General features: G+C 46.2%; 15 protein-coding genes. 8 read left to right on the top strand and 7 right to left on the bottom strand.

Annotation, left to right across the window (positions count from 1 at the left end; all coding sequences use genetic code 11):
* Positions 1 to 32: 32 nt before the first annotated feature.
* The 4 genes from HGO26_RS21015 to crp all read right to left on the bottom strand — a co-directional run bounded on the left by HGO26_RS21015 (position 33) and on the right by crp (position 3078).
* Positions 33 to 1361, bottom strand: coding sequence for an ATP-binding protein (locus HGO26_RS21015; protein WP_131523982.1), 1329 nt, complete (start codon positions 1359 to 1361; stop codon positions 33 to 35).
* Positions 1358 to 2032, bottom strand: coding sequence for a response regulator transcription factor (locus tag HGO26_RS21010; protein WP_131523983.1), 675 nt, complete (start codon positions 2030 to 2032; stop codon positions 1358 to 1360). Before HGO26_RS21010 ends, HGO26_RS21015 begins: the two co-directional genes overlap by 4 nt.
* Entirely contained in the window at positions 2013 to 2360 is a 348-nt protein-coding gene (locus tag HGO26_RS21005; RefSeq protein WP_168827666.1) for a PepSY domain-containing protein, read from the bottom strand. The genes HGO26_RS21010 and HGO26_RS21005 overlap by 20 nt, the downstream gene beginning before the upstream one ends.
* An 82-nt stretch (positions 2361 to 2442) precedes the next feature.
* Positions 2443 to 3078 (bottom strand): cAMP-activated global transcriptional regulator CRP, encoded by a 636-nt coding sequence (crp, locus tag HGO26_RS21000; protein WP_006080082.1) that lies wholly within the window; start codon positions 3076 to 3078, stop codon positions 2443 to 2445.
* 431 nt (positions 3079 to 3509) lie between these two features.
* Here crp and HGO26_RS20995 point away from each other — a divergent pair, with 431 nt between their 5' ends.
* The gene (locus HGO26_RS20995; RefSeq protein WP_168827664.1) at positions 3510 to 4289 is read left to right on the top strand and encodes a tetratricopeptide repeat protein; all 780 of its coding nucleotides are present in this window, start codon (positions 3510 to 3512) and stop codon (positions 4287 to 4289) included.
* Between the two features lie 124 nt (positions 4290 to 4413).
* Here HGO26_RS20995 and thpR read toward each other — a convergent pair whose 3' ends face one another.
* Positions 4414 to 4959 carry an RNA 2',3'-cyclic phosphodiesterase gene (gene thpR / locus HGO26_RS20990; RefSeq protein WP_168827662.1) on the bottom strand — a complete coding sequence of 182 codons (546 nt, stop codon included), beginning with the start codon at positions 4957 to 4959 and terminating at the stop codon, positions 4414 to 4416.
* 200 nt (positions 4960 to 5159) lie between these two features.
* Here thpR and HGO26_RS20985 point away from each other — a divergent pair, with 200 nt between their 5' ends.
* The 7 genes from HGO26_RS20985 to HGO26_RS20955 all read left to right on the top strand — a co-directional run bounded on the left by HGO26_RS20985 (position 5160) and on the right by HGO26_RS20955 (position 14895).
* Entirely contained in the window at positions 5160 to 7379 is a 2220-nt protein-coding gene (locus HGO26_RS20985; RefSeq protein WP_168827660.1) for a putative bifunctional diguanylate cyclase/phosphodiesterase, read from the top strand.
* A 103-nt stretch (positions 7380 to 7482) separates the two neighbouring features.
* Entirely contained in the window at positions 7483 to 10056 is a 2574-nt protein-coding gene (gene hrpB, locus HGO26_RS20980; protein ID WP_168827658.1) for an ATP-dependent helicase HrpB, read from the top strand.
* Between the two features lie 91 nt (positions 10057 to 10147).
* A complete protein-coding gene (gene mrcB, locus HGO26_RS20975) occupies positions 10148 to 12466 on the top strand; it encodes a penicillin-binding protein 1B (protein ID WP_168827694.1) in 2319 nt (772 codons plus the stop codon).
* Between the two features lie 159 nt (positions 12467 to 12625).
* On the top strand, positions 12626 to 12904 hold the full coding sequence (locus HGO26_RS20970; protein WP_006084190.1) for a peptidylprolyl isomerase: 279 nt from the start codon (positions 12626 to 12628) through the stop codon (positions 12902 to 12904).
* Between the two features lie 79 nt (positions 12905 to 12983).
* On the top strand, positions 12984 to 13379 hold the full coding sequence (locus HGO26_RS20965; protein ID WP_105250257.1) for a DUF2391 family protein: 396 nt from the start codon (positions 12984 to 12986) through the stop codon (positions 13377 to 13379).
* A 159-nt stretch (positions 13380 to 13538) separates the two neighbouring features.
* Complete coding sequence (locus HGO26_RS20960; RefSeq protein WP_105250256.1) at positions 13539 to 13769, top strand: hypothetical protein; 231 nt, start codon at positions 13539 to 13541, stop codon at positions 13767 to 13769.
* Between the two features lie 424 nt (positions 13770 to 14193).
* Entirely contained in the window at positions 14194 to 14895 is a 702-nt protein-coding gene (locus tag HGO26_RS20955; RefSeq protein ID WP_131525486.1) for a DUF3581 domain-containing protein, read from the top strand.
* Positions 14896 to 14978: 83 nt separating this feature from the next.
* Here HGO26_RS20955 and HGO26_RS22490 read toward each other — a convergent pair whose 3' ends face one another.
* Positions 14979 to 16283, bottom strand: a complete 1305-nt coding sequence (locus HGO26_RS22490) for a methyl-accepting chemotaxis protein (RefSeq protein ID WP_168827655.1) — start codon at positions 16281 to 16283, stop codon at positions 14979 to 14981.
* 303 nt (positions 16284 to 16586) lie between these two features.
* Positions 16587 to 19694 (bottom strand): tetrathionate reductase subunit A, encoded by a 3108-nt coding sequence (locus HGO26_RS20945; protein WP_168827653.1) that lies wholly within the window; start codon positions 19692 to 19694, stop codon positions 16587 to 16589.
* Positions 19695 to 19714 lie beyond the last annotated feature (20 nt).

The raw sequence follows: 19714 nt of genomic DNA, 5'->3' as shown, positions 1-19714 counted from the left end.
AAGGTATTTAATACGATTGGCATAACCTGGGGCTAGCTAAAGGTCAGCTCGATCCTCAATCCACCTAAGCGAGTGCTGTGATTAAACTGCAGTTCAATCTCGTATTGCTCGGCAATTTCTTTCACTATTGATAATCCTAAACCGTGACCCATCACAGACTCATCAAGCCTTGTTCCTCTTTGTGTGAGCTTATCTAGCTCATCATCAGCAACCCCTGGACCATCATCATCAATACAAAGGCAGAGACGCTCTTGTTGACGCGATAGCTGAATGCTGACTCGGCTCTGGGCCCATTTAAAGGCGTTGTCTAGCAGGTTGCCTAAGAGCTCCATGCCATCTTCCCTGTGAATAGGCAGTCTGAGAATATTGGGATCGAGTTCGAAATCACATTCAATGGACTTGTTGCGGTGAACCTTATTTAGCGTGTTGGCTAGGCTATGTAAATCCCTAGGGATCACCAATTGCGCTGCGGGGAGCATGTCGCCAGTGATCCTCGCCGCAGCCAGTTTACGCTCGACCATCTTGTGAATCGAATCAAGTTGCTGCTGCAGGGCAATGGCAGTTTCAGGATCTTTGAGGCCAAGAGCTTCAACCTGTTGCTGCATCACGGCAAGTGGCGTTTTGAGCCCATGGCTCAAATTACCTAAGTTATTGCGGCTACGTTCAATTTGCTTGGCAGTATACTCAAGTAGTTCATTATAGGTTTTTGCTAATGGTTGTACTTCGGGGGGAATATTATTGAGCTCCAGCGCGTTAATTTCCCCTTGTCTTAGCCGAGAAAGTGCGTGCTGTATGTGCTTAACTGGCTTAAAGGATTGACGTAGGATCAAGAATATCCCCGCGATCATAGCAACTAACATCGCCAGATTGACACCAAGCTTAGTGCCATAAACCTCGCTAAACACACGTCTACCGATACTCAAATCTTGCGCAACGGTTAAGGTGGCGCTGACATTGGCACTGCTGGAATTTAATCCCAGTGATAACAACTGCATATCGTTATTTTTTGGCCCTTTAGCTTGCCAGACGCGGGTTTGATTCGGTGCCAGTGGCTCGATATCTAACTGCATATCCCACAGGGAGCGTGAGCGAATCACTTCATTTGGCAGGTTAAGCTGAAAATAACGGCCTGAATAGGCGGGCTTGTAGAAACTGGAAAGCTGGCTTTGATCTATGCTGATCTCCCCATCGTGGATATGGGTTGCCAGCATGATATGTTCGAGATCTTCTTCTAAGCGATTGATAATAGAGTCGTGGAAGGCCTGACGTAGCATGGACTCAAACAGTATCAGTCCAATCACAGTACCTAACACGAGTAAGCCAGTTAACCATAAACTGAGCTTAGTGCGGATCGAGATCATTCAATAATGCCGTGGAAGATGTAACCTTGGCCGCGACGGGTTTCGATCGTGGTTTTACCCAGCTTCTTGCGTAGATGGGTGACATAAACCTCGACCACATTACTCTCTTTTTCATCGTCAAACTGATAGAGCTTATCGGTTAGCTGCGTCTTAGATAACAGCTTCTTAGGTGACATGAGGAAGATTTTTAACAGCCTGAATTCCATTGCTGTGAGTTCATATAGTTGCTCGGCCACTTTTACCGTTTGTTCTGCTTCATCTAAAACCACGCCACCATAACTCAATTGTTTACTTGAGGTGTTTAGACGACCATGTGCACGGTGGATTAAAGCTTGGATTCGGGCCAATAATTCCTGTGCGTGGAAAGGTTTACCTAAGTAATCGTCGGCGCCAGCATTAAAACCTTCTACTTTTTCATGCCATTGGCTGCGGGCAGTCAGCATGATAACTGGAGTGCTGATCCCTTGATTTCGCCAGCCTTCGAGCAGTTCGAGGCCGTTGCCATCGGGCAAACCTATGTCTAAGATTACGCAATCGTATTGGGTTTCTTTGATCAGATAATCGGCTTCAAGCGCTTTGTCTGTAATATCGGTTACATAGCCAGCGAGTTTGAGTTGTTTCTCCAGCTCGGTGACTAGCATTGGGTTATCTTCAACGAGTAACAGTTTCATGTTTTCGACATTCGCTCGGTAGTGCTATTGATTGATCGGCTTGACCATTTGTTGCATCAATACTGAGATTAACGATTTGGCCACGCTGAACTTTGATTTGCAAATCATAGCGCCATTTATGATCTTCTTGATAGAGATGAGCATCAATTAGTTCACCTTGGCAAAATTGGTTTACTACGGCGAGTGTACCGTTTAAGGACAATATTTGCCCAGAGTTAACTAACGCCTTGGCTTGATAATGTTCTAATTCAATAGGTTCGGCATGCAAGATTATTGGATGCACCAGCGTGAGTAGGCTGAAAAAACAGATTAAAAACAGCCGTTTCATTTGAGCTCCCCAATAAAAAATGGCCTAGAATTTATTCTAGGCCACTTTAATAAGGCAGGCTTAAATCAAGCTGAAGACTAACTTAACGGGTACCGTATACCACGATTGTCTTACCATGAGCTTGGATCAAATTCTGTTCTTCTAACATCTTCAAGATACGACCCACAGTTTCCCGTGAACAGCCAACGATTTGGCCTATCTCTTGACGAGTGATCTTAATCTGCATGCCATCAGGGTGTGTCATAGCATCAGGTTGTTTAGCCAGATGTAATAGAGTTTGAGCAATACGGCCTGCAACGTCTAAGAATGCAAGGTTACCCACTTTCTGGCTGGTACTTTGTAGGCGATAGGCCATTTGCGCAGACAGCTTCATCAGAATTTCAGGGTTAACTTGAATTAACTGTCTGAATTTCTTATATGAAATCTCAGCGATTTCACAAGCTTGCTTAGCACGAACCCAAGCGGTACGTTCGGCTTGTTCTTCAAACAAACCTAGTTCACCGATAAAGTCACCTTGATTCAGATAAGAAAGGATCATCTCCTTACCTTCTTCATCTTTAATCAATACCGCTACAGAACCTTTTACTATGTAATAAAGGGTATCTGAGTCTTCACCAGCATGGATAAGAGTGCTCTTTGCAGGGTACTTATGAATGTGACAGTGTGATAAAAACCATTCCAAAGTTGGATCAGGTTTTGGCTTACCAATCAGAGCCATGTTGGTGTTCCTCGATTGATTAAAACGAAAGTAAGAGTATTCTAAATAAGCATTTTACGTCAATTAAACTCACAAAAACTTGATGGAAGTCTTAGTTTAGAATAAGTGAATAAATGCAATTAACCATCTAAAATTAGAGCTTATTTTGCTACTTTAGTGATTTAAGTCAACTAAATCGGTATGAAACTCGCTGGATTCACTTAACTCTGTCGAGTTAATCACATCTTACCAGTCTATTTCAGCAGTTTTATTATAGATTATGAATAAAATATGCCACTAAATTACACAATAACATGTTTCACTTTTTAAATTTGACATTCCATTTGGCTTAGCTTCCCCCATTATCCTGAGGTTTGTGTGTATTTAGGCTCGACTTATGGGGTTAATTCTGGCTAACTTTGAGGGCAGTTGTTTTTAAGAGAGGTAAGCAAGTGAAATACAGATTATGGGTTTTAGGTGCAGGTTTAAGCTTAACAATAGGGCTGAGCTCTGCGGCGCACGCATTTTCTATCCCGCAGCCAGCAGCTGAACTTGCGGCCAGTAAGTTTGTGCATATTCAGGTGACGGCAGAGCAAGGTGATGCCGATGCTCAATTTTTGCTGGGATTAATGTATCTCTCTGGACGTTTTGTGTCGCAAGAAGTGCCGACTGGATTGCACTGGATCTCACTTGCCGCCGAACAACAACATGAAAAAGCGCAGCAAACCTTAGCGGATCTGTCATTTGAAGGCCAATTGATCAAGCGTGACTTGTCAGTCGCTGAGCATTGGTATAAAGCGTTGAGTGAGCAGGGCAGTCGTTGGGCTCAATTCCGTTTAGGCTTTATTTATGCGTCTGGCGGTGACGGTGTGCAGCGCAACTGCGGTAAAGCGGTTGAGCAATTTTCCCAAGTGGGTGATGATATTGCTTTGGGCAATGTGGCGTGGATTTTAGCAACTTGTCCCGAAGCAGAATATCGTGATGGCAATAAAGCGGTCGAGTTGTCCTTAAAATTACTCAAAGTGAATGAAAACGATCCTACAAATCTTGATAATTTAGCCGCGGCTTATGCGGAGTTAGGCGATTTTGGTGCTGCTATTTCGACGCAGCAGAAAGCGATCGAAGCGTTGAAAATGAATGCTGAAATGACTAAGACTGATGAGTTTATGCTGCGGTTACAAACCTACGAGCAAAAGCGTGCCTATCGCGAAACCTTACGTTTACTCGAATAGGTATTTCTTCATCATCGCTCTCTAGTTAACTGCTATTTTTATTTTAGTATTGATTAATGCATTGATTCATAAATTGAAAAATAAAGCCTGAGTGGATACTCGGGCTTTTTGTTTTTGATTAAGGTTAACCGAGTGTCCAAGAATTTAGGATGTGATATTCGACACCCGTGCTTGTGCTTTTTGAATGGTATAAATGCAAATTATCGGGCATTAACGTCAGCGTATTCATACCTTTGAGTTGCAATAAAGCCGACTCTTCTAGTGTCCATTGTTTTGCTTTTCTAAATAAACTGATGTGCGGGCAAAAGCTGTGCTCACTCCGATGTAATTGCAGTCGGTCGGCAATTTCTTGCGTCTGTTTAGCTAATTGCACTAACGGCGGCTCAATATCATCGCCTTTCAAGCAACATACTTGCGCATTAGGCCATACATCGAGCTGGTTAAGCCGAACGCTAAATCTTGGCTTCACTAAGCGGTCAACCGCATCAAGGAGGGCGATTTTTTGCTCGCTGTTAGCTTGACCCATAAAGCAGAGCGTTAAATGCAGATTGCTGACACTCACCGCTTTCGCCTTAGGATTAAGATGGCATATCAATTGCTGCTGCAATTCACTTAGATATACCCTTTGACTATCTGTGGGAGCGAAGCCGAGGAATAGCCTTTGTTGCATCGGTTTATCATCCTTTTGGAGGGCTTAATATGGATTATCTCAGCGAACACTTTGACGTTAAGCGCATTTGAGCGTTAATCTAGCTGTTGAATTTATCAGCTAATTTGTGACTCAAGCAGACGTTTAATTCACTGTGAGCCTATACTTAATGCACGTCGATAATACCTTAAATGGATTTTTAGGTAAGGAAGAGACTTTTCATGTCAGTAGGTTTAGCTAATCCACTCCAACAGGCTTTGGTCAGTATTTTTAGTGAATCCCCGCTAGAAACCTTAGAGCAGAATGTTGACAGAGCGCTTGAGACTATTACTTTGCAACTGCATTGTGACGGGGTATTTGTATTAACCGGAAGCCAGTCACTGGATCGTTTACGCACGCGTAATCTGTATTTAAAACCTCAATTTGCCCAAGGCCAACAAACCCGAGTCTGGCCCTTGGCACGAATGCCATTTTTTCGCTCTCTTGTCCGTACTCCGCGTCTATTAAATCTGGCTGATGTGAATACCTTGCCTGCCGATGCTCAGGCTGAGCGAGCTTTATTAAGGGATTGGGACGTCAAGAGTCTATTAGTATTGCCGCCAGTCGTGTTTGGCGAAACCCGTATTGCGCTGGGCGCGGTGAATTGCTCCGAGTGTTGCGAATGGAGCGAAGAGTTTATTCAGGAATTTAATCATGCCGCTGTGATGATTGGCTCGGCGATGGAATTGACGCGTATTGCTTTAAGCATGCTTGCCAGTGAACATAAATACTGTGAAGTATTCAACCAGTTGCCCTTAGCTTGCGCCTTGTTAGATAAGCATGATCAATTGACTATGCTGAATAAAGTCGCTCTGCAAACCCTGCCAATTCAACATGGCTATGATTTATTCGACATGGTGCGTGAGGAAGAACACGCCATGCTAACCGATACCTTACATGTGGTACGAGAAGGTGTGCTCGGCCAAGCTTGGTGTGAATTACCTTTAAAATCAATTCATCAATTAACTTGGTTGAAACTGAGTTTTAGCCAGATTAGCGGTGATAAAGATACTTTAGTCATGATTGCTGAAGATGTCAGTGAAAAGTACCGCTTAGCTGATGAGTTATCCTTCCATGCCAATTATGATGCACTTACGGGTTTACCTAATCGGCTACATTTCGAAGCCCTATTAGAAAACCTACTACACGCCCACGACGATATGCCTATTTGCGTGGCGTTTCTCGATTTAGACCAATTCCAAGTCATTAACAATATCAGTGGCCACCAGGCGGGCGATAAACTGCTTTGCCAAGTCGCATTACGTTTGAAACAGCTCGTACGTAAAGGCGATATTGTTGCCCGTTTAGGGGGCGATGAGTTTGGTATCCTGATGCATTACTGTAATGTGGATTCTGCGAAACAGATTGCTAAGCGGATTTGTACCCAGTTAGCAAATCATGAGTTTATTTGGGAAAGTCGTAGTCACAATGTCAGTGTCAGTATGGGGATTGCTAGGCTAGATAAAAAATCTGCCGATATTTATACCGTCATGAGTCAAGCTGACGCTGCTTGTCGATTAGCGAAGGATCAAGGTCGTAATGGCTGGCATTTATACAGTGCGAGCGATCCTAAAATGAACCGTCTCTACACCGAGATGATGGCCTCTGTAGATATCGTCGGCGCACTCGCATTAAACCAATTCGAGCTTTATTTTCAAAGCATAGTGCCGTTAAACCGCGATGAAACTGGCTTACATTTAGAGATCCTACTGCGTATGGTGCAGACTAACGGCACTATAGTGTCTCCTGCTATCTTCTTACCCGCCGCCGAGCGATACAACTTGGCTTCTAAGGTTGATCTTTGGGTGATCGATAATTTGCTCAAGTGGGGTGGTAGTCATTTAGATATTTGGCAGCAATTGGATCTAGTGTCTGTGAATCTGTCGGCAACTTCTTTGGGCGATCATGAGTTTATGAATTGGCTAGAAATGCGTTTGATGGCCGAACCTGAGCTGGTGGATAAGCTTTGCATCGAGATCACTGAAACCGCGGCTGTGAGTCAGCTTGATCAAGCGACAAAGTTACTCGAGATACTTCGTCCACTCAATTGTAAATTAGCCCTCGATGATTTTGGTGCAGGCTTTTCTAGCTTCGCCTACCTTAAGCGCCTCAATGTGGATTTTGTAAAGGTTGATGGCCAATTTGTCGTCAATATTTGCGAAGACTCTGCGGATCAGGCGATCGTAAAATCCATCTGCCAACTTGGTCAAGATATGGGGTTTGATGTGGTTGCTGAATTTGTCGAATCCCAAGAAATAGGGTGGAAATTGCAAGCCTTAGGCGTCGACTATGCTCAAGGTTACGCCATCAATAAACCGATACGCTTAGCTGAATTACAGTCAGGGCTCAGTCAACCTTGGCTCGAAAAGCGTGAGATTTTTGCTCCCTATCCACAGCTGTAATCTTGGGCATGGCAGCCTTGAGCTGTTACTTATGTCAGCACTGACTTGATAATGTTTGCTGCGAAATGGTACTCAAAGCCGATTGTTAGTACACTGACGCCCTGTGTTGGCCGCTGATGTCTTTTTCTTGAACTCTCTACCTATTCATAGCTTATTAGCACCGCTGCGCGCGGCTTTTTCTCGTCACGCCCAAGTGATCCTCGAGGCACCGACAGGTGCGGGTAAATCAACGGCGTTACCTTTGGCTATGTTGGATTGGCCTGAAATCAGCGGACGCATTTTAATGCTCGAACCGCGGCGTGTCGCGGCGCGTAGTGTGGCGCACTATATTGCCAGCTGTCGCCTGCAAAAGGTGGGGCAAGAAGTCGGCTATCGCGTCCGCGGTGAAGCTAAAATCAGCGCCTATACCCGTTTAGAAATTGTCACCGAAGGCATACTGACGCGAATGATCCAACAAGATCCCGAGTTAACTGGGATTGGAATGATCATCTTCGATGAAATTCATGAACGTCACCTGACCACTGATTTAGGTCTTGCCCTAGCGCTCGAAGTGCAAGCTTCACTGCGGGACGATTTAAAGATATTAGCTATGTCAGCGACTCTATCTGGTCTTGCCTTAGCTGAACTCATGCCAGAAGCGGTGACCTTGCACAGCGAAGGCCGGAGTTTTCCTGTCGACATCGAATATCGCCCTGTGCCAACTCAGCAGCATTGGATCGATCACCTCGGCCGCTGCGTGCTCGAACTGGTCTCGGCCAGCAGCAGTGCCAGTGTTGATAAAACGGCTGCCAATAATGCCGTGCTCGTGTTTTTACCCGGTAAAGGGGAGATCTTACGATTACAGCAGTTTTTGCGCGAGCGCTTAGCGGACGATGCCTTTTTGATTTGCCCCCTTTATGGCGAACTTTCGGGTGCCGAGCAAGATAGCGCGATTGCGGTAACCACGGACGGCAGGCGTAAAATCGTGCTAGCGACTAACGTGGCGGAATCGAGCTTAACCATTGAAAGTATAGGGTTTGTTATCGACAGTGGCTATAAACGACAAGCGAGTTTTAACCCTAAAACCGGCGTCACCCGCTTAGGCTTGAAACGTATAAGCCAAGCCTCCGCAACTCAGCGTAGTGGTCGCGCCGGGCGTTTATCAGCGGGTGTGTGTGTTCGCCTGTGGAGCCAAGAAGAACATGGCCGCATGCTCAGGGCCGATGAACCCGAGATCAGCCAAGCGGATCTGGTGGCTATGGCCCACGATTGTGCTTACTGGGGCGCAAAATCTTTTAGCGACTTGATGTTGTTAACGCCGCCACCAAGTGTGCATGAGGCGCTGGCGTGGAAACTGTTACAAGATTTAGGCATGGTCGATACTCAAAATAAACTCACTCCCCACGGTAAAGCGGCCTACGAGCTAGGGTGTCACCCAAGACTTGCTCATATGTTATTGGGCGCAAAAAGTTTGGGCGCAAACAATGGGGGAGTCAATAATGCTAACGAACAAGCAACGCAATTGGGCAGTTTGGCCTGCTTGTTGTCGGGGGTTTTAGAGGCGCGTGGTTTGCCTAAAAAGGGCGCCGATATCATGAATTACCTGCACTTTGCCTGTCATGGACAAGCTGGGCAACAGGCAAAACAGTGGCAGAAAAAGCTAGGATTAGCAGCGGATTTGTCTAAGATAGCGACCCATGCACACCACAGCGATGTGGGGTTATTATTAGCACTTGCTTATCCGGATCGTATCGCTAAAGCCCGCGGTGTTGAGGGCTACCAATTAGCCAATGGTACTGGCGTCGTGCTCGCAGCCGATGATGCATTGGCGCAAACGCCGTGGATGGTGGTGGCGGATTTTCAAGAAACTGAAGGCAGAAACGCTGGGCGGATTTACTTAGCGAGTCAGCTTCAGCCAAGCTTGTTCGACGGCGAGCTAAAAGGTTTGCTGGACATTCATGAGATCTGTGGCTGGGATGAAGCTAAAGGTCGAGTGATTGCGCAGCGCCAATACAAGGTCGGACAAATTTTAGTAAAAGCCGAGACGATTGCTAAGCCTGAGCGCAAGCAAATTGTCGCGGCCTTACTGGGCTATATTCGCCAGCAAGGATTACAAATCCTCAATTGGAACGCTAACTTAGAACAGTTTCAACATAGGCTCAAACTGGCAACTGAGTTCGACGCGAGTAGTGACTGGCCCAAGGTTGATGATGAAGCATTATTAGCGAGCCTAGAAACTTGGCTGGCGCCTTACCTCGAAAATATGAATAATCTGTCGCAATTAGTTAAGCTTGATTGCTTTGGTTTTGTGGCAAACTGTTTGAGCTGGCAGCAGAAACAGCGACTTGACGAGTTATTGCCAACTTCCTGGCCGTTAGTGACTGGTACCTCTGCGCCAATAGTATACGACGAGTCTGGGCGTGCGCTGCTGCGTGTGCGTCTGCAAGAAACCTTTGGCATGGCGCAGAGTCCTATGTTGGCGCAGGGCAAACTAAAGGTGACGATGGAATTACTCTCTCCGGCCCAGCGTCCATTAGCCTTGACGGCAGATTTAGCCAGCTTTTGGCAGGGACCTTATGTGGAAGTTAAGAAGGAAATGCGCGGTCGATATCCAAAACATCTGTGGCCAGACGATCCTGTGAATACACTGCCGACAAAATTTACCAAGAAGAAAACCTTGGGTTTAGCTCAGCCCTAGCACCACGCCGCTGGTTTTATAACATTTTGTTATGAAACACTTTGATTTGCACCACGTTAGCTTTGTGCCTATGGCTGATGTCTTTAAATGCATGAATGATGAAGTAGATATGACAACTAAGACGACAAAAAAATCACCCGCTTCCCGTCGGGCTAATCATGGCCGCGGTTTATTTCGACGAATTTGGTCTATCAGTTGGAAATTAGGCTTGGCTGGATTAGCTGTAGTGACTTTTTACAGTATTTATCTTGATCAAATTATTGCGCAAAAATTTGAAGGCCAAAAATGGCATTTGCCTGCGCAGGTGTTTAGTCGTTCTATGGCGCTGTATCCTGGTGCGGCAGTCAGCCATCCGCAAATGATGGCTGAGCTTAAGTTGCTCGGCTATCGCAAAGTTGCTAACCCGCGCCAAGTGGGAGAGTTTTCGGCATCGAGCACTCGTATTGAATTGTGGCGTCGGCCGTTTTTGCATCCTGAAGGCGATCAAGTCGAACAAAGAGTCATGATCAGTTTCGACAGCAATGGCATCAGTTCGGTCACTCGAGTCTCAGACAAGCGTCAACTCGCCGTATTCCACCTTGAGCCAGTATTGCTCGACCGCATTATTACTGGCGACGGTGAGGATAGGCTGTTTGTGCCGACCGAAGAAATGCCAAAGTCAATCGTGCAGGCGTTACTGCTGGTGGAAGATCGTAGTTTTTATGAACACCATGGTGTGAATCCCTTCGCGATTGCGCGCGCGGCTTTTGTGAACATCAGTGCCGGTCGTACTGTGCAAGGTGGCTCGACGTTAACTCAGCAGTTAGCGAAAAACTTTTTCCTATCGAGTGAGCGTTCCTTGCTGCGTAAGGTGCGCGAAGCCTTAATGGCGGTCATTATTGATTTTCGTTACAGCAAAGACGAAATCCTTGAAGCGTATCTTAACGAAGTGTATATGGGGCAGGATAAATCCCGCGCCGTCCATGGTATGGGGTTGGCCTCACGTTTCTATTTCGGCCGTCCTATCAGTGAGTTGACTATCTCACAGCAGGCATTCTTAGTGGCTGCGATTAAGGGACCGTCTTACTACAATCCATGGAAATATCCGGATCGTATTCAAGAACGCCGTGATCTGGTATTGCGCTTGTTAATGGATGCGGGGGATTTAACCACGGCTGAGTACAAGGTGGCGGTAGAGTCCCCCTTAGGGATCCGTAATCTCAATAAACCAGCACACCAGAAATTGCCGTCCTTCTTCGCTCTGGTAAAACAGGAAGTGAACGAGCGTTATGGCGATGCGCTATTAAAGCAATCTGGGGTGAAAATCTATACCACGCTCGATCCTATGGCCCAAGAAGCCGCCGAAATTGCGGTGACTCAAACCCTCAAGAGCTTAGATAAGAGCAATAAATCATTGCAGATTGGTATGGTCGTGACCGACAAATACACGGGCGGTATCGCGGCTATGGTCGGCGATAAAACCCCAGGATTTGATGGCTTTAACCGCGCGGTTGAAATTCGTCGTCCTATTGGCTCGTTAATTAAGCCTTTTGTGTATGCTACGGCTCTGGCACCTAATAGCCAATTTACCTTAGCGACACCTCTTAAAGATCAACCTATTACCTTAAAAAGCGAGCAAGGTAAGACATGGTCACCACAAAACTTTGATAAGAAGTTCAGTGGTCAGGTGCCTTTGTTAACGGCATTGAAAAAGTCGATGAACGTACCGACGGTAAACCTTGGGATTGCTGTGGGTGTGGATGCGGTCGCAACAACATTGGCTAAATCGGGTTGGCAGGAGCCGTTAAACGAGTATCCCTCCATGTTACTCGGCGCCGTCAATGGCTCGCCATTAATGGTAGCGCAAGTGTACCAAACCTTAGCTGATAGCGGTGTTTATCGTAAGTTAACCACAGTGACCGCTGTGCTAGATTCTGATAAGAACCCATTACCAGTGACGCGATTGCCTAAAGAGCAAGCTATAGCACCTGAGACAGATTTCTTAATTCAATTTGCTATGCAGCAAGTGGTAAATACGGGAACGGCGACGCGTTTAGGTAATGCTTTCCCTGGCGTTGGACTTGCGGGTAAGACTGGCACCAGTAACGACAGCCGTGACTCTTGGTTTGCGGGCTTTGATGAGCGTAACGTCGCCGCCATTTGGGTTGGTCGTGACGATAACGGTAAAACCAGTTTGTATGGTAGCAGTGGCGCCATGGCCGTGTATCTTGCCTTCTTAAAGGAACGTCCACCTATTAGTCTGCGCTCAATCCCAGTGAACGGTGTAGTGAAGGGCTTTTTTGACCGAGATACAGGTGTTGCTAAGGAATCCACTTGCAGCAATGTTGATGCGCTTCCTGCATTAGCTGCGACCTATCGTCCTGTGAATAACTGCGGCGACCCTTTGCAGTGGTGGCAGAAAATTTTCTAGGTTAATAGGGTCGATAATGGGCCAATAACGCACTTATGCGTTGGATATAAAACCTTTTAGTCAGTAGAACCTGTGCCGATGGAAGTGGTGTGATCGAGGGCAAGCTCGGGGCGCCAATCTTCCCTTTGCACGGGACGTTAATCCAAAGTGAGAAATGACATGTTTAAAACCGCTGCCGCCGTGCATATTTTAGTGAAACACAAAGAACAGGCTGAGGATATTGTTAAGCAGCTGAATAATGGTGCTAATTTTGCTGTGCTCGCTAAGCGTTTTTCCTCTTGCCCTTCGGCCAAAAAAGGCGGCGATTTAGGCGAGTTCAAAAAAGGCCAAATGGTGCCACAGTTCGATAAGGTTGCATTTTCAGGTGAATTACTGGTGCCACATATAGTGAAAACTAAGTTTGGCTGGCATGTGGTTAAAGTGCTGTATCGCACTTAATACCCCAGTAATAAGCGCATCTTCACCGAACGTTATTTTCGACTAATCAAATAGATTGGAAGATTAGGGAGCGATCAGCATGAAATTTAGTTTTAACACTGAAGATGCGAGTCAAGTTTGCGTAGGGGCTTTTGCCCTTGCGGTCCCCGTTGCATTTTCTGAGGAAGCGTGGCATCTCGGTGAGACTTTACCTTTATTGAATATCGGTATGCTTTTTAGTTTATCGCTGCTCTTTCTTGGGGTATTCACCTATCACAGCGTGTTCCAACAGAATATTGCTTCCCGCGTTCCTGTGTTTATTTTTCGTATCGTGGTGGCGTATTTGCTCACTGCCCTCGTGGTTTTCCTCGTGCTACTTTGCCTCGATAAAGTGCCCTTTTTTGAGGACCCACTAACCTCTATAAAACGGATCATAGTGATCACTATGCCAGCCTCTATGGGCGCTATTGTTGTGGATAGTTTTGATAAAGAATGACACTGTTTCGCTAAATCTCATGACTTTTGTCACTGGTTGATTGCGGTTGTCTTGCGCATACTTATTTCCATGTTCTGACTTTGACATTGATTAAGCGTCATAAGCAGATCTAAATTTTGAGCTTGATAACGATAACGCCAATAGATAAAGGAAATGACTATGAACACTGGTGCCCTCGCTTTACTTATCCCAATATTTGCAATTGTTGGCGGATATGTGGTCGCTATAATGAAAATTCGCAACAAACAAGGTGTGTCGACTCGTGAGCAAGTGGCAGAAAACCAAGCTTTTCAGACCGAGTTAGCCATCCTTCGTCAGCGTATCGAAGTGCTAGAGCAGTTAGCCACTGACGATGGTTTTCAGTTAAAGCGTGAATTTAAAAAGGTCTAACGATTTATTCCTTGGCTTATCGGTGGCTAGGCAATACTTACGTTTTAGATGTTATTTGTTCTGACAAGGTATTGCTCGCCAAATGAAAAATGATGTTGAGTTATTTTGAATGAGTCACGAGTGATGAAAACGGTCTTATTTAGCTAACATTTCTGCGGCATTATCGGCTGTAATATGTCGCGTCATCTCGCCATAAAGGCTCTATCTTGCATAAAATTCCGCCTAATATCTGCAGAATAAACCTGAAACGTCAACAGATCCTGATACCCCTGTCATTTGTTTGGCTTTACAAATGTGGGCAGGGTGTTACTTTGTACGCCTTACGTGGGTCAAGTCATCGGGTGAGTTAAATACCTAATTTAAGGTAGACTCGTGATAATTTTGTTATCCATCCCTGTATTGAGTTATTACAAATAGAGTTTATATGTTTCTAGCGCCTTATTTTTCTAAGCAAAATCAAGCTATTTCCGTTTCAGCACAACAAGCCAGTGACTTCGCGAAGAAAATTGCGCAGGACTTTAATCCTATCCACGATGTGGGGGCAAAACGCTTTTGCGTACCGGGAGATTTACTGTTTGCCCTAGTATTGACTCAATATGGTTTGAGCCAGAGCATGAAGTTTAGCTTTGCGGGTATGGTGGGGGATAGCGTCGAACTGCAATTCCCTGAACAAGTGAGCGAGAGTTTTTCGATTCGCGATAGTCGTGAAAAAACCTATCTTAATGTCAGCCGTCATGGCGATGTGAGTTGCTGCGATGCGCAGACCGAATCCTTTATTCGTCAATATGTTGCTTTCTCTGGGCATAATTTTATCGATATCCTGATCCCTTTGATGAAACAACATCAAGTGATGATCAACCCAGAACGGCCTTTAGTGATTTACGAAAGTATGTCGTTTGACTTAACCACCCTCGATTTTGTGCAAGTGACCTTATCACTCGTTGGCCAAGATTTAAAAATCGATGGTAAACGTGGCGATGTGACATTGCACTTTGAATTACACAGTGGCGACACTTTAGTTGGCACAGGTATCAAAACCTTAGTGATGAGTGGATTACGTGCTTACGATGAGGTTCTTGTACAGCAAATGCGCGCCACCTATGAAGGTCGTAAAACTGATTATTGATTGACGTAAAAGCAATAGGTTGGCGTTTTGTCTTTTAGATAAAGCGCCATGCAATCCTTGATAGCGCGATTAAATGCTAGCAATTAATTGTTATTGACTGATAGCTGCGACACGATTGCTGAGACGTTTTCCGCGCCGCTACGTATTTCTCCCATCACCAATGTTACCTCCGCTAACTGTTGTTTTCCTTCCAGTGCAATACCTTCAACTTCGTTCATCATGCTAGTTGCACTTGTGGTGAGTTGTGTATTTTTAGTGACGACGGCGGCAATCTCACTGGTTGATTTACTGGTTCTGGAAGCAAGCTGCCTTACTTCATCGGCGACAACGGCAAAACCTCGGCCTTGTTCCCCTGCTCGTGCGGCCTCAATTGCGGCATTTAATGCCAGTAAATTAGTTTGATCGGCAATCGAGCTAATGGTCGCGACTATCGCTTGAATACTTTGAGATTGTTCATTGAGTTGCGTTATCGCCAAGGTCGCTTTATGGGTTTGCTCGGCAATAGCATTAGAGGTATTTACAGTCGCATTGAGTAAATGTACGCCTTGTTCTGCTTGCTCGACGGTACGTTGTGACGTGGTCAGTGCAATATTGGCGGCTTCACGTACAGCGTGGCTTTGCTCGATCCGCTTGCTGATATCGCTCGCAAATTTAATTACTTTAACCACTTTACCTTGCTCATCCATAATAGGATTGTATGCCGCTTCTAACCAAATCGAATCGCCATAAGCATTTTTACGTTCAAAGAGACCGCTGCTATATCGACCTTGCTTTAGATCGTCCCAAAAGTGTGGATTTTGTCGATAAAACTCATCAAAACAGAAAATACGATGGTGTTTACCAATAATCTGCTCTTTGCTAAAGCCCATTGTCTTTAAGAAGTTAGTATTGGCTTTCAAAATCGTGCCATCGGTAGTGAATTCAATAATGGCTTGCGAGCGATTCAAGGCATTAAAAATGGCCGCTTGGTCGTCAAGTTGGTGCTTATCTTGGGTGATATCAGAGGCTGTTTTCATTATTTTAACGACTTTACCTGCCTGTTTTATGGGGAAGTAAGTGGCTCTAAGCCAGATCTCTTGGCCATTTTTATTCACTCGTGCAAAATTGCCTTCCTGTGGATGACCTGCTTTTAGACTGCTCCAAAATTGCTGGTAGGTAGCAGAATTACCATAAGCCGCCGAGCAAAACAGCTTGTGATGTTGGCCTACGACTTCATTAAGTGAATAACCTACCGTTTTTAAAAACAACGCATTAGCATCGAGAATTATTCCATCAGGCGTAAATTCTACTGTGGCAATACTGTGTTTAATCGAGTCGATGATCGACTCTGCCTCTTGGCGTTTGCTTTCGCTCACTTCAAGGCTTTTACGTAATGAAGAGTTGAACACTGAGATACTCCTGATGAGTCTAACTGACTCAAAAACTGCAGTTCTTTATTGAAAGCTCGATATTTCGAGCTAGATATACTGATAAATATAGCTGTGATTTTAATATGTGGTTTATTTCTATGAAACGCGTGATCGGGATCTATATACCTAAATTGAGTAAAAAAGATCACTATTCCTCGGTTTATTCGCGAATAGGCATAGCTAGAAAGCATTAATGAGGCGATTAGGCTTAATCAGATTGAATTGACGCCAAAGAAAAAGCTGCCAAAGGGCAGCTTCTTAAGTGTTATCTATGCTCTGCGGTTAGCTTAGTTTTTCAATCTTAGCTGGTAGCCCTTGTCTGGCCGAAGCGCCACTTGCCCAATCCACCAGCGGGTAGCGGCCGTGGCGACTCGGATCAAACAGATTCAAGTCGTTCATATTGATGCCGACTCGGATCAGCGGATTGGCGGCGATTTTAAGATTGTCGATCACTACGTCCCGCGCGCCGAGTTCCTTATGGCCATAACCGTGTTCGATAGCGATGCAGTCAGGGTGCACTCCGGCAACACATTCCACTAAGGCTATCACGCTGCCGTTGGGCGTGCTGATCTTGACCGTGTCACCTGTGCTGATCCCAAGGCGACTGGCGGTCTTCTCGTTCAGCCGCACCGGATTATTAGGGTGCACTTGGCGCAAACGATCCGAGCCAATACTCATAGAGCTCATGGTGTGGGATTTGTAACTACTGATCAGCAAAGGCCATTGTGATTTATTAAATGCCTTATCGAGCGGTGTGCCATTGGCTAAGGCGGGTTGATATAAGCGTGGGCAGCCACTCATAAATTCCCCTGTGAGACTGTTACGGCGACTGCCCACTTCGGGATTCCACAGCATCATAGGTTTTGGCCAAACCTTGGTTGGATTCCCCACTTCATCCCGTGCGCCGCTCATATTTTCAAAGCGGCCGCCGCGGGCAAATAAGTAGCTAACTTTTTTGACTTCATCTGGCTTGAGTCTGGCGTTAAGCTCACTTTGGATACGACTCACACCGCTAAGATACATGTCCTCAGCGTTGATATCGGCGACGGCTTTACCCAAATAGGCCACGTTAGCGGCGCCGTAAAGTGAGTAATCCGCTGCGCGCGTTAACGGATGTAAGCTGCCATCGGCGGCCTTAACGGCATTTTCGCCAAAGCCGGGTAGTGCGAGTTTTATGGCCACTTGGCTTAAGAAAGACTCCATGCACACCACATCACCACTGGCCATCTTTGTGACCCTTGGTTCGACAATCGGCCAGCGACCTGTCGTTTCTTTCGTCAGAGTCCCATGCCAAGAAGGGCTCCAACCCCATGACTCGTAAGTTAATGTGTCGGGCACGATATAATCCGATAGCGCCGATGTTTCGTTAATAAAGCTGTCGATACTGATAAACAGTGGCAGCACTTTGGGATCTTTCAGTTGTTCACCAATGGCTTCACCTAGGCCCGCTTGACCATAAATCGGATTGCCCATGTGGTTAATCCATGCTTTGAGTCGATAGGGATAACCGTGCACCGCCGCCGTTAAATGTTCGCCAAGCAAGGGCGATGAAATCGGAAACCAAGGCTCCTTTGCAGGATAAGGCGATTCGCCCGCTTCGACTTTACGGCGATACTCTGAGGTTTTCTCGTAGGGGAATTTAGATCGCGATAGGAATACGCCCTTAGGCTCGACCATGCCGTCAAACTCCAGCAGATTATACCTTGGGCCTTTACCAAAGGCGGGAAAGGAACCGCCGGAAGCTAATGCGCCACCTTTTAAATTGATATTACCTATCATGGCGTTGAGCATCATGATTGCCCACGCGCTATAAAAACCATTGGCGCTCATTGTGCCGCCGTGGGAGATCACCGCAGCCTTAGTGCCATGGCTGGTAAATTTATCCGCGAGGGCGATAATTTGCGCCTCGCTGATATCGCACTCCTTGGCATAGTGTGCCATCTCGAAGCTCTGCGCCGCTTCACTTAACAGTTGGAAGCTAGATTTAACCGCAATCATCCCCTTAGGTGTGTCGACGTTTTGGTCAACGTCGAGCTTGGCTTTCAGGCTTTGGCTCGCCAAAACTATCTTGCCACTCGCGGCATCGACAACCAACTGCGAGTCTTGCTCGCCGTAGGCTTTGCCCTCGAAAGGTAAGCTAAGATCGCTGGCAAAGAGATATTGGCCATATCTTGGATGGGTAGGTTCGCTGACGATCAAGAAGCCTGCGTTACTAAAACCACGGTAACCTGATGCTTTTGCTGCATCGACATTGGGCGCACTCAAAAAATCGGCGGCGTAGCGCTGATTATCAATAATCCAGCGCAACATGCCCATGGCGAGTGCCGAGTCGGTGGCGGGGCGGATCGGCAGCCAAGTATTGTTACCCGCGCAAGGTTGATTCGAGGTATTGGGTAGCATGGGCGACACCACCACATAACTGAAATTGGTGTTATTCACCCGCGCGTTAGCCAATTGTCTTGCTTGGCGTTTAAAGGGATTGCCCGATTGCTGCGGTGAAGTGCCGATAAATAGTAAAAATTCACTATGGTCCCAATCGGGTTTTAAGTGGGCGTATTTTTTCAAATCATCCAATAAAGCGCCCGCTCCAGCACGGTAGGTAAATCCACAGTAAGCGCCGTGGTTGGCAAAGTTGCGCGTGCCAAAGCTGTTGAAGGTGAAGCGTTTGATAATGGCATCGCGGCCTTCATCTGATGCGTTTGAGACCAGTAACTGGTTGGCCTTAGGGCCGTATTCTGGATTATTGGTATCGAGCGGCGTGGCGATATCACGAATCGCTCTTAAGCCTTCGACTTGGCCCTCACCAAATAAATCACCACCTTCGACGACTTCATTCAGCAATTGCTCAAAGCTAATGCTCTGCCATTGGCCACTGCCGCGCTTACCCACGCGTTTAAGGCATTGGGTAACGCGGTGTGGGCTATCTAATTGTTCTAGCATGGCATTACCGCGGGCGCAGGCGGTGGAACGTCCTTGCAGCCCTTGTTCTTGAAAGGCGCTAAGCCCAACAAAGGCGGTTTTGATCGGTGTATCGAAATCGATATGTTCCCGCGATGACAACGGATGATAAGGATTACCGCTGATACGGATGATTTTATCGGTTTTTTGATCGATACGAGCGCGCACGCCGCATTTGGTCCAGCAACCTAAGCACATAGTATTGGCGATGCGTTGATCGTCATTGCTGATTAACTGGCCTGACTGTAAATCGACTTTGTATTCAGGTGCTAAGGAATTGCCGTGCAGCGGATCTTGGGTTGGTTTTCCTGAGGTACCATTGACGACACCTTTACCTATTTGCGCTAATGTATGGCTATAACCCGCGGCAAATAATCCCACACCACCCGTTACAGCGGCCCCTTTGATAAAACGACGTTTACTCTTATCCATGATGGACTCCTTAATTCTGT

It is taken from the genome of Shewanella oncorhynchi (assembly GCF_012584455.1).
GTDB classification, from domain to species: domain Bacteria; phylum Pseudomonadota; class Gammaproteobacteria; order Enterobacterales; family Shewanellaceae; genus Shewanella; species Shewanella oncorhynchi.
Note: the sequence above shows the minus strand (reverse complement) of the source record. Positions and strands in the feature narration are given on the sequence as shown.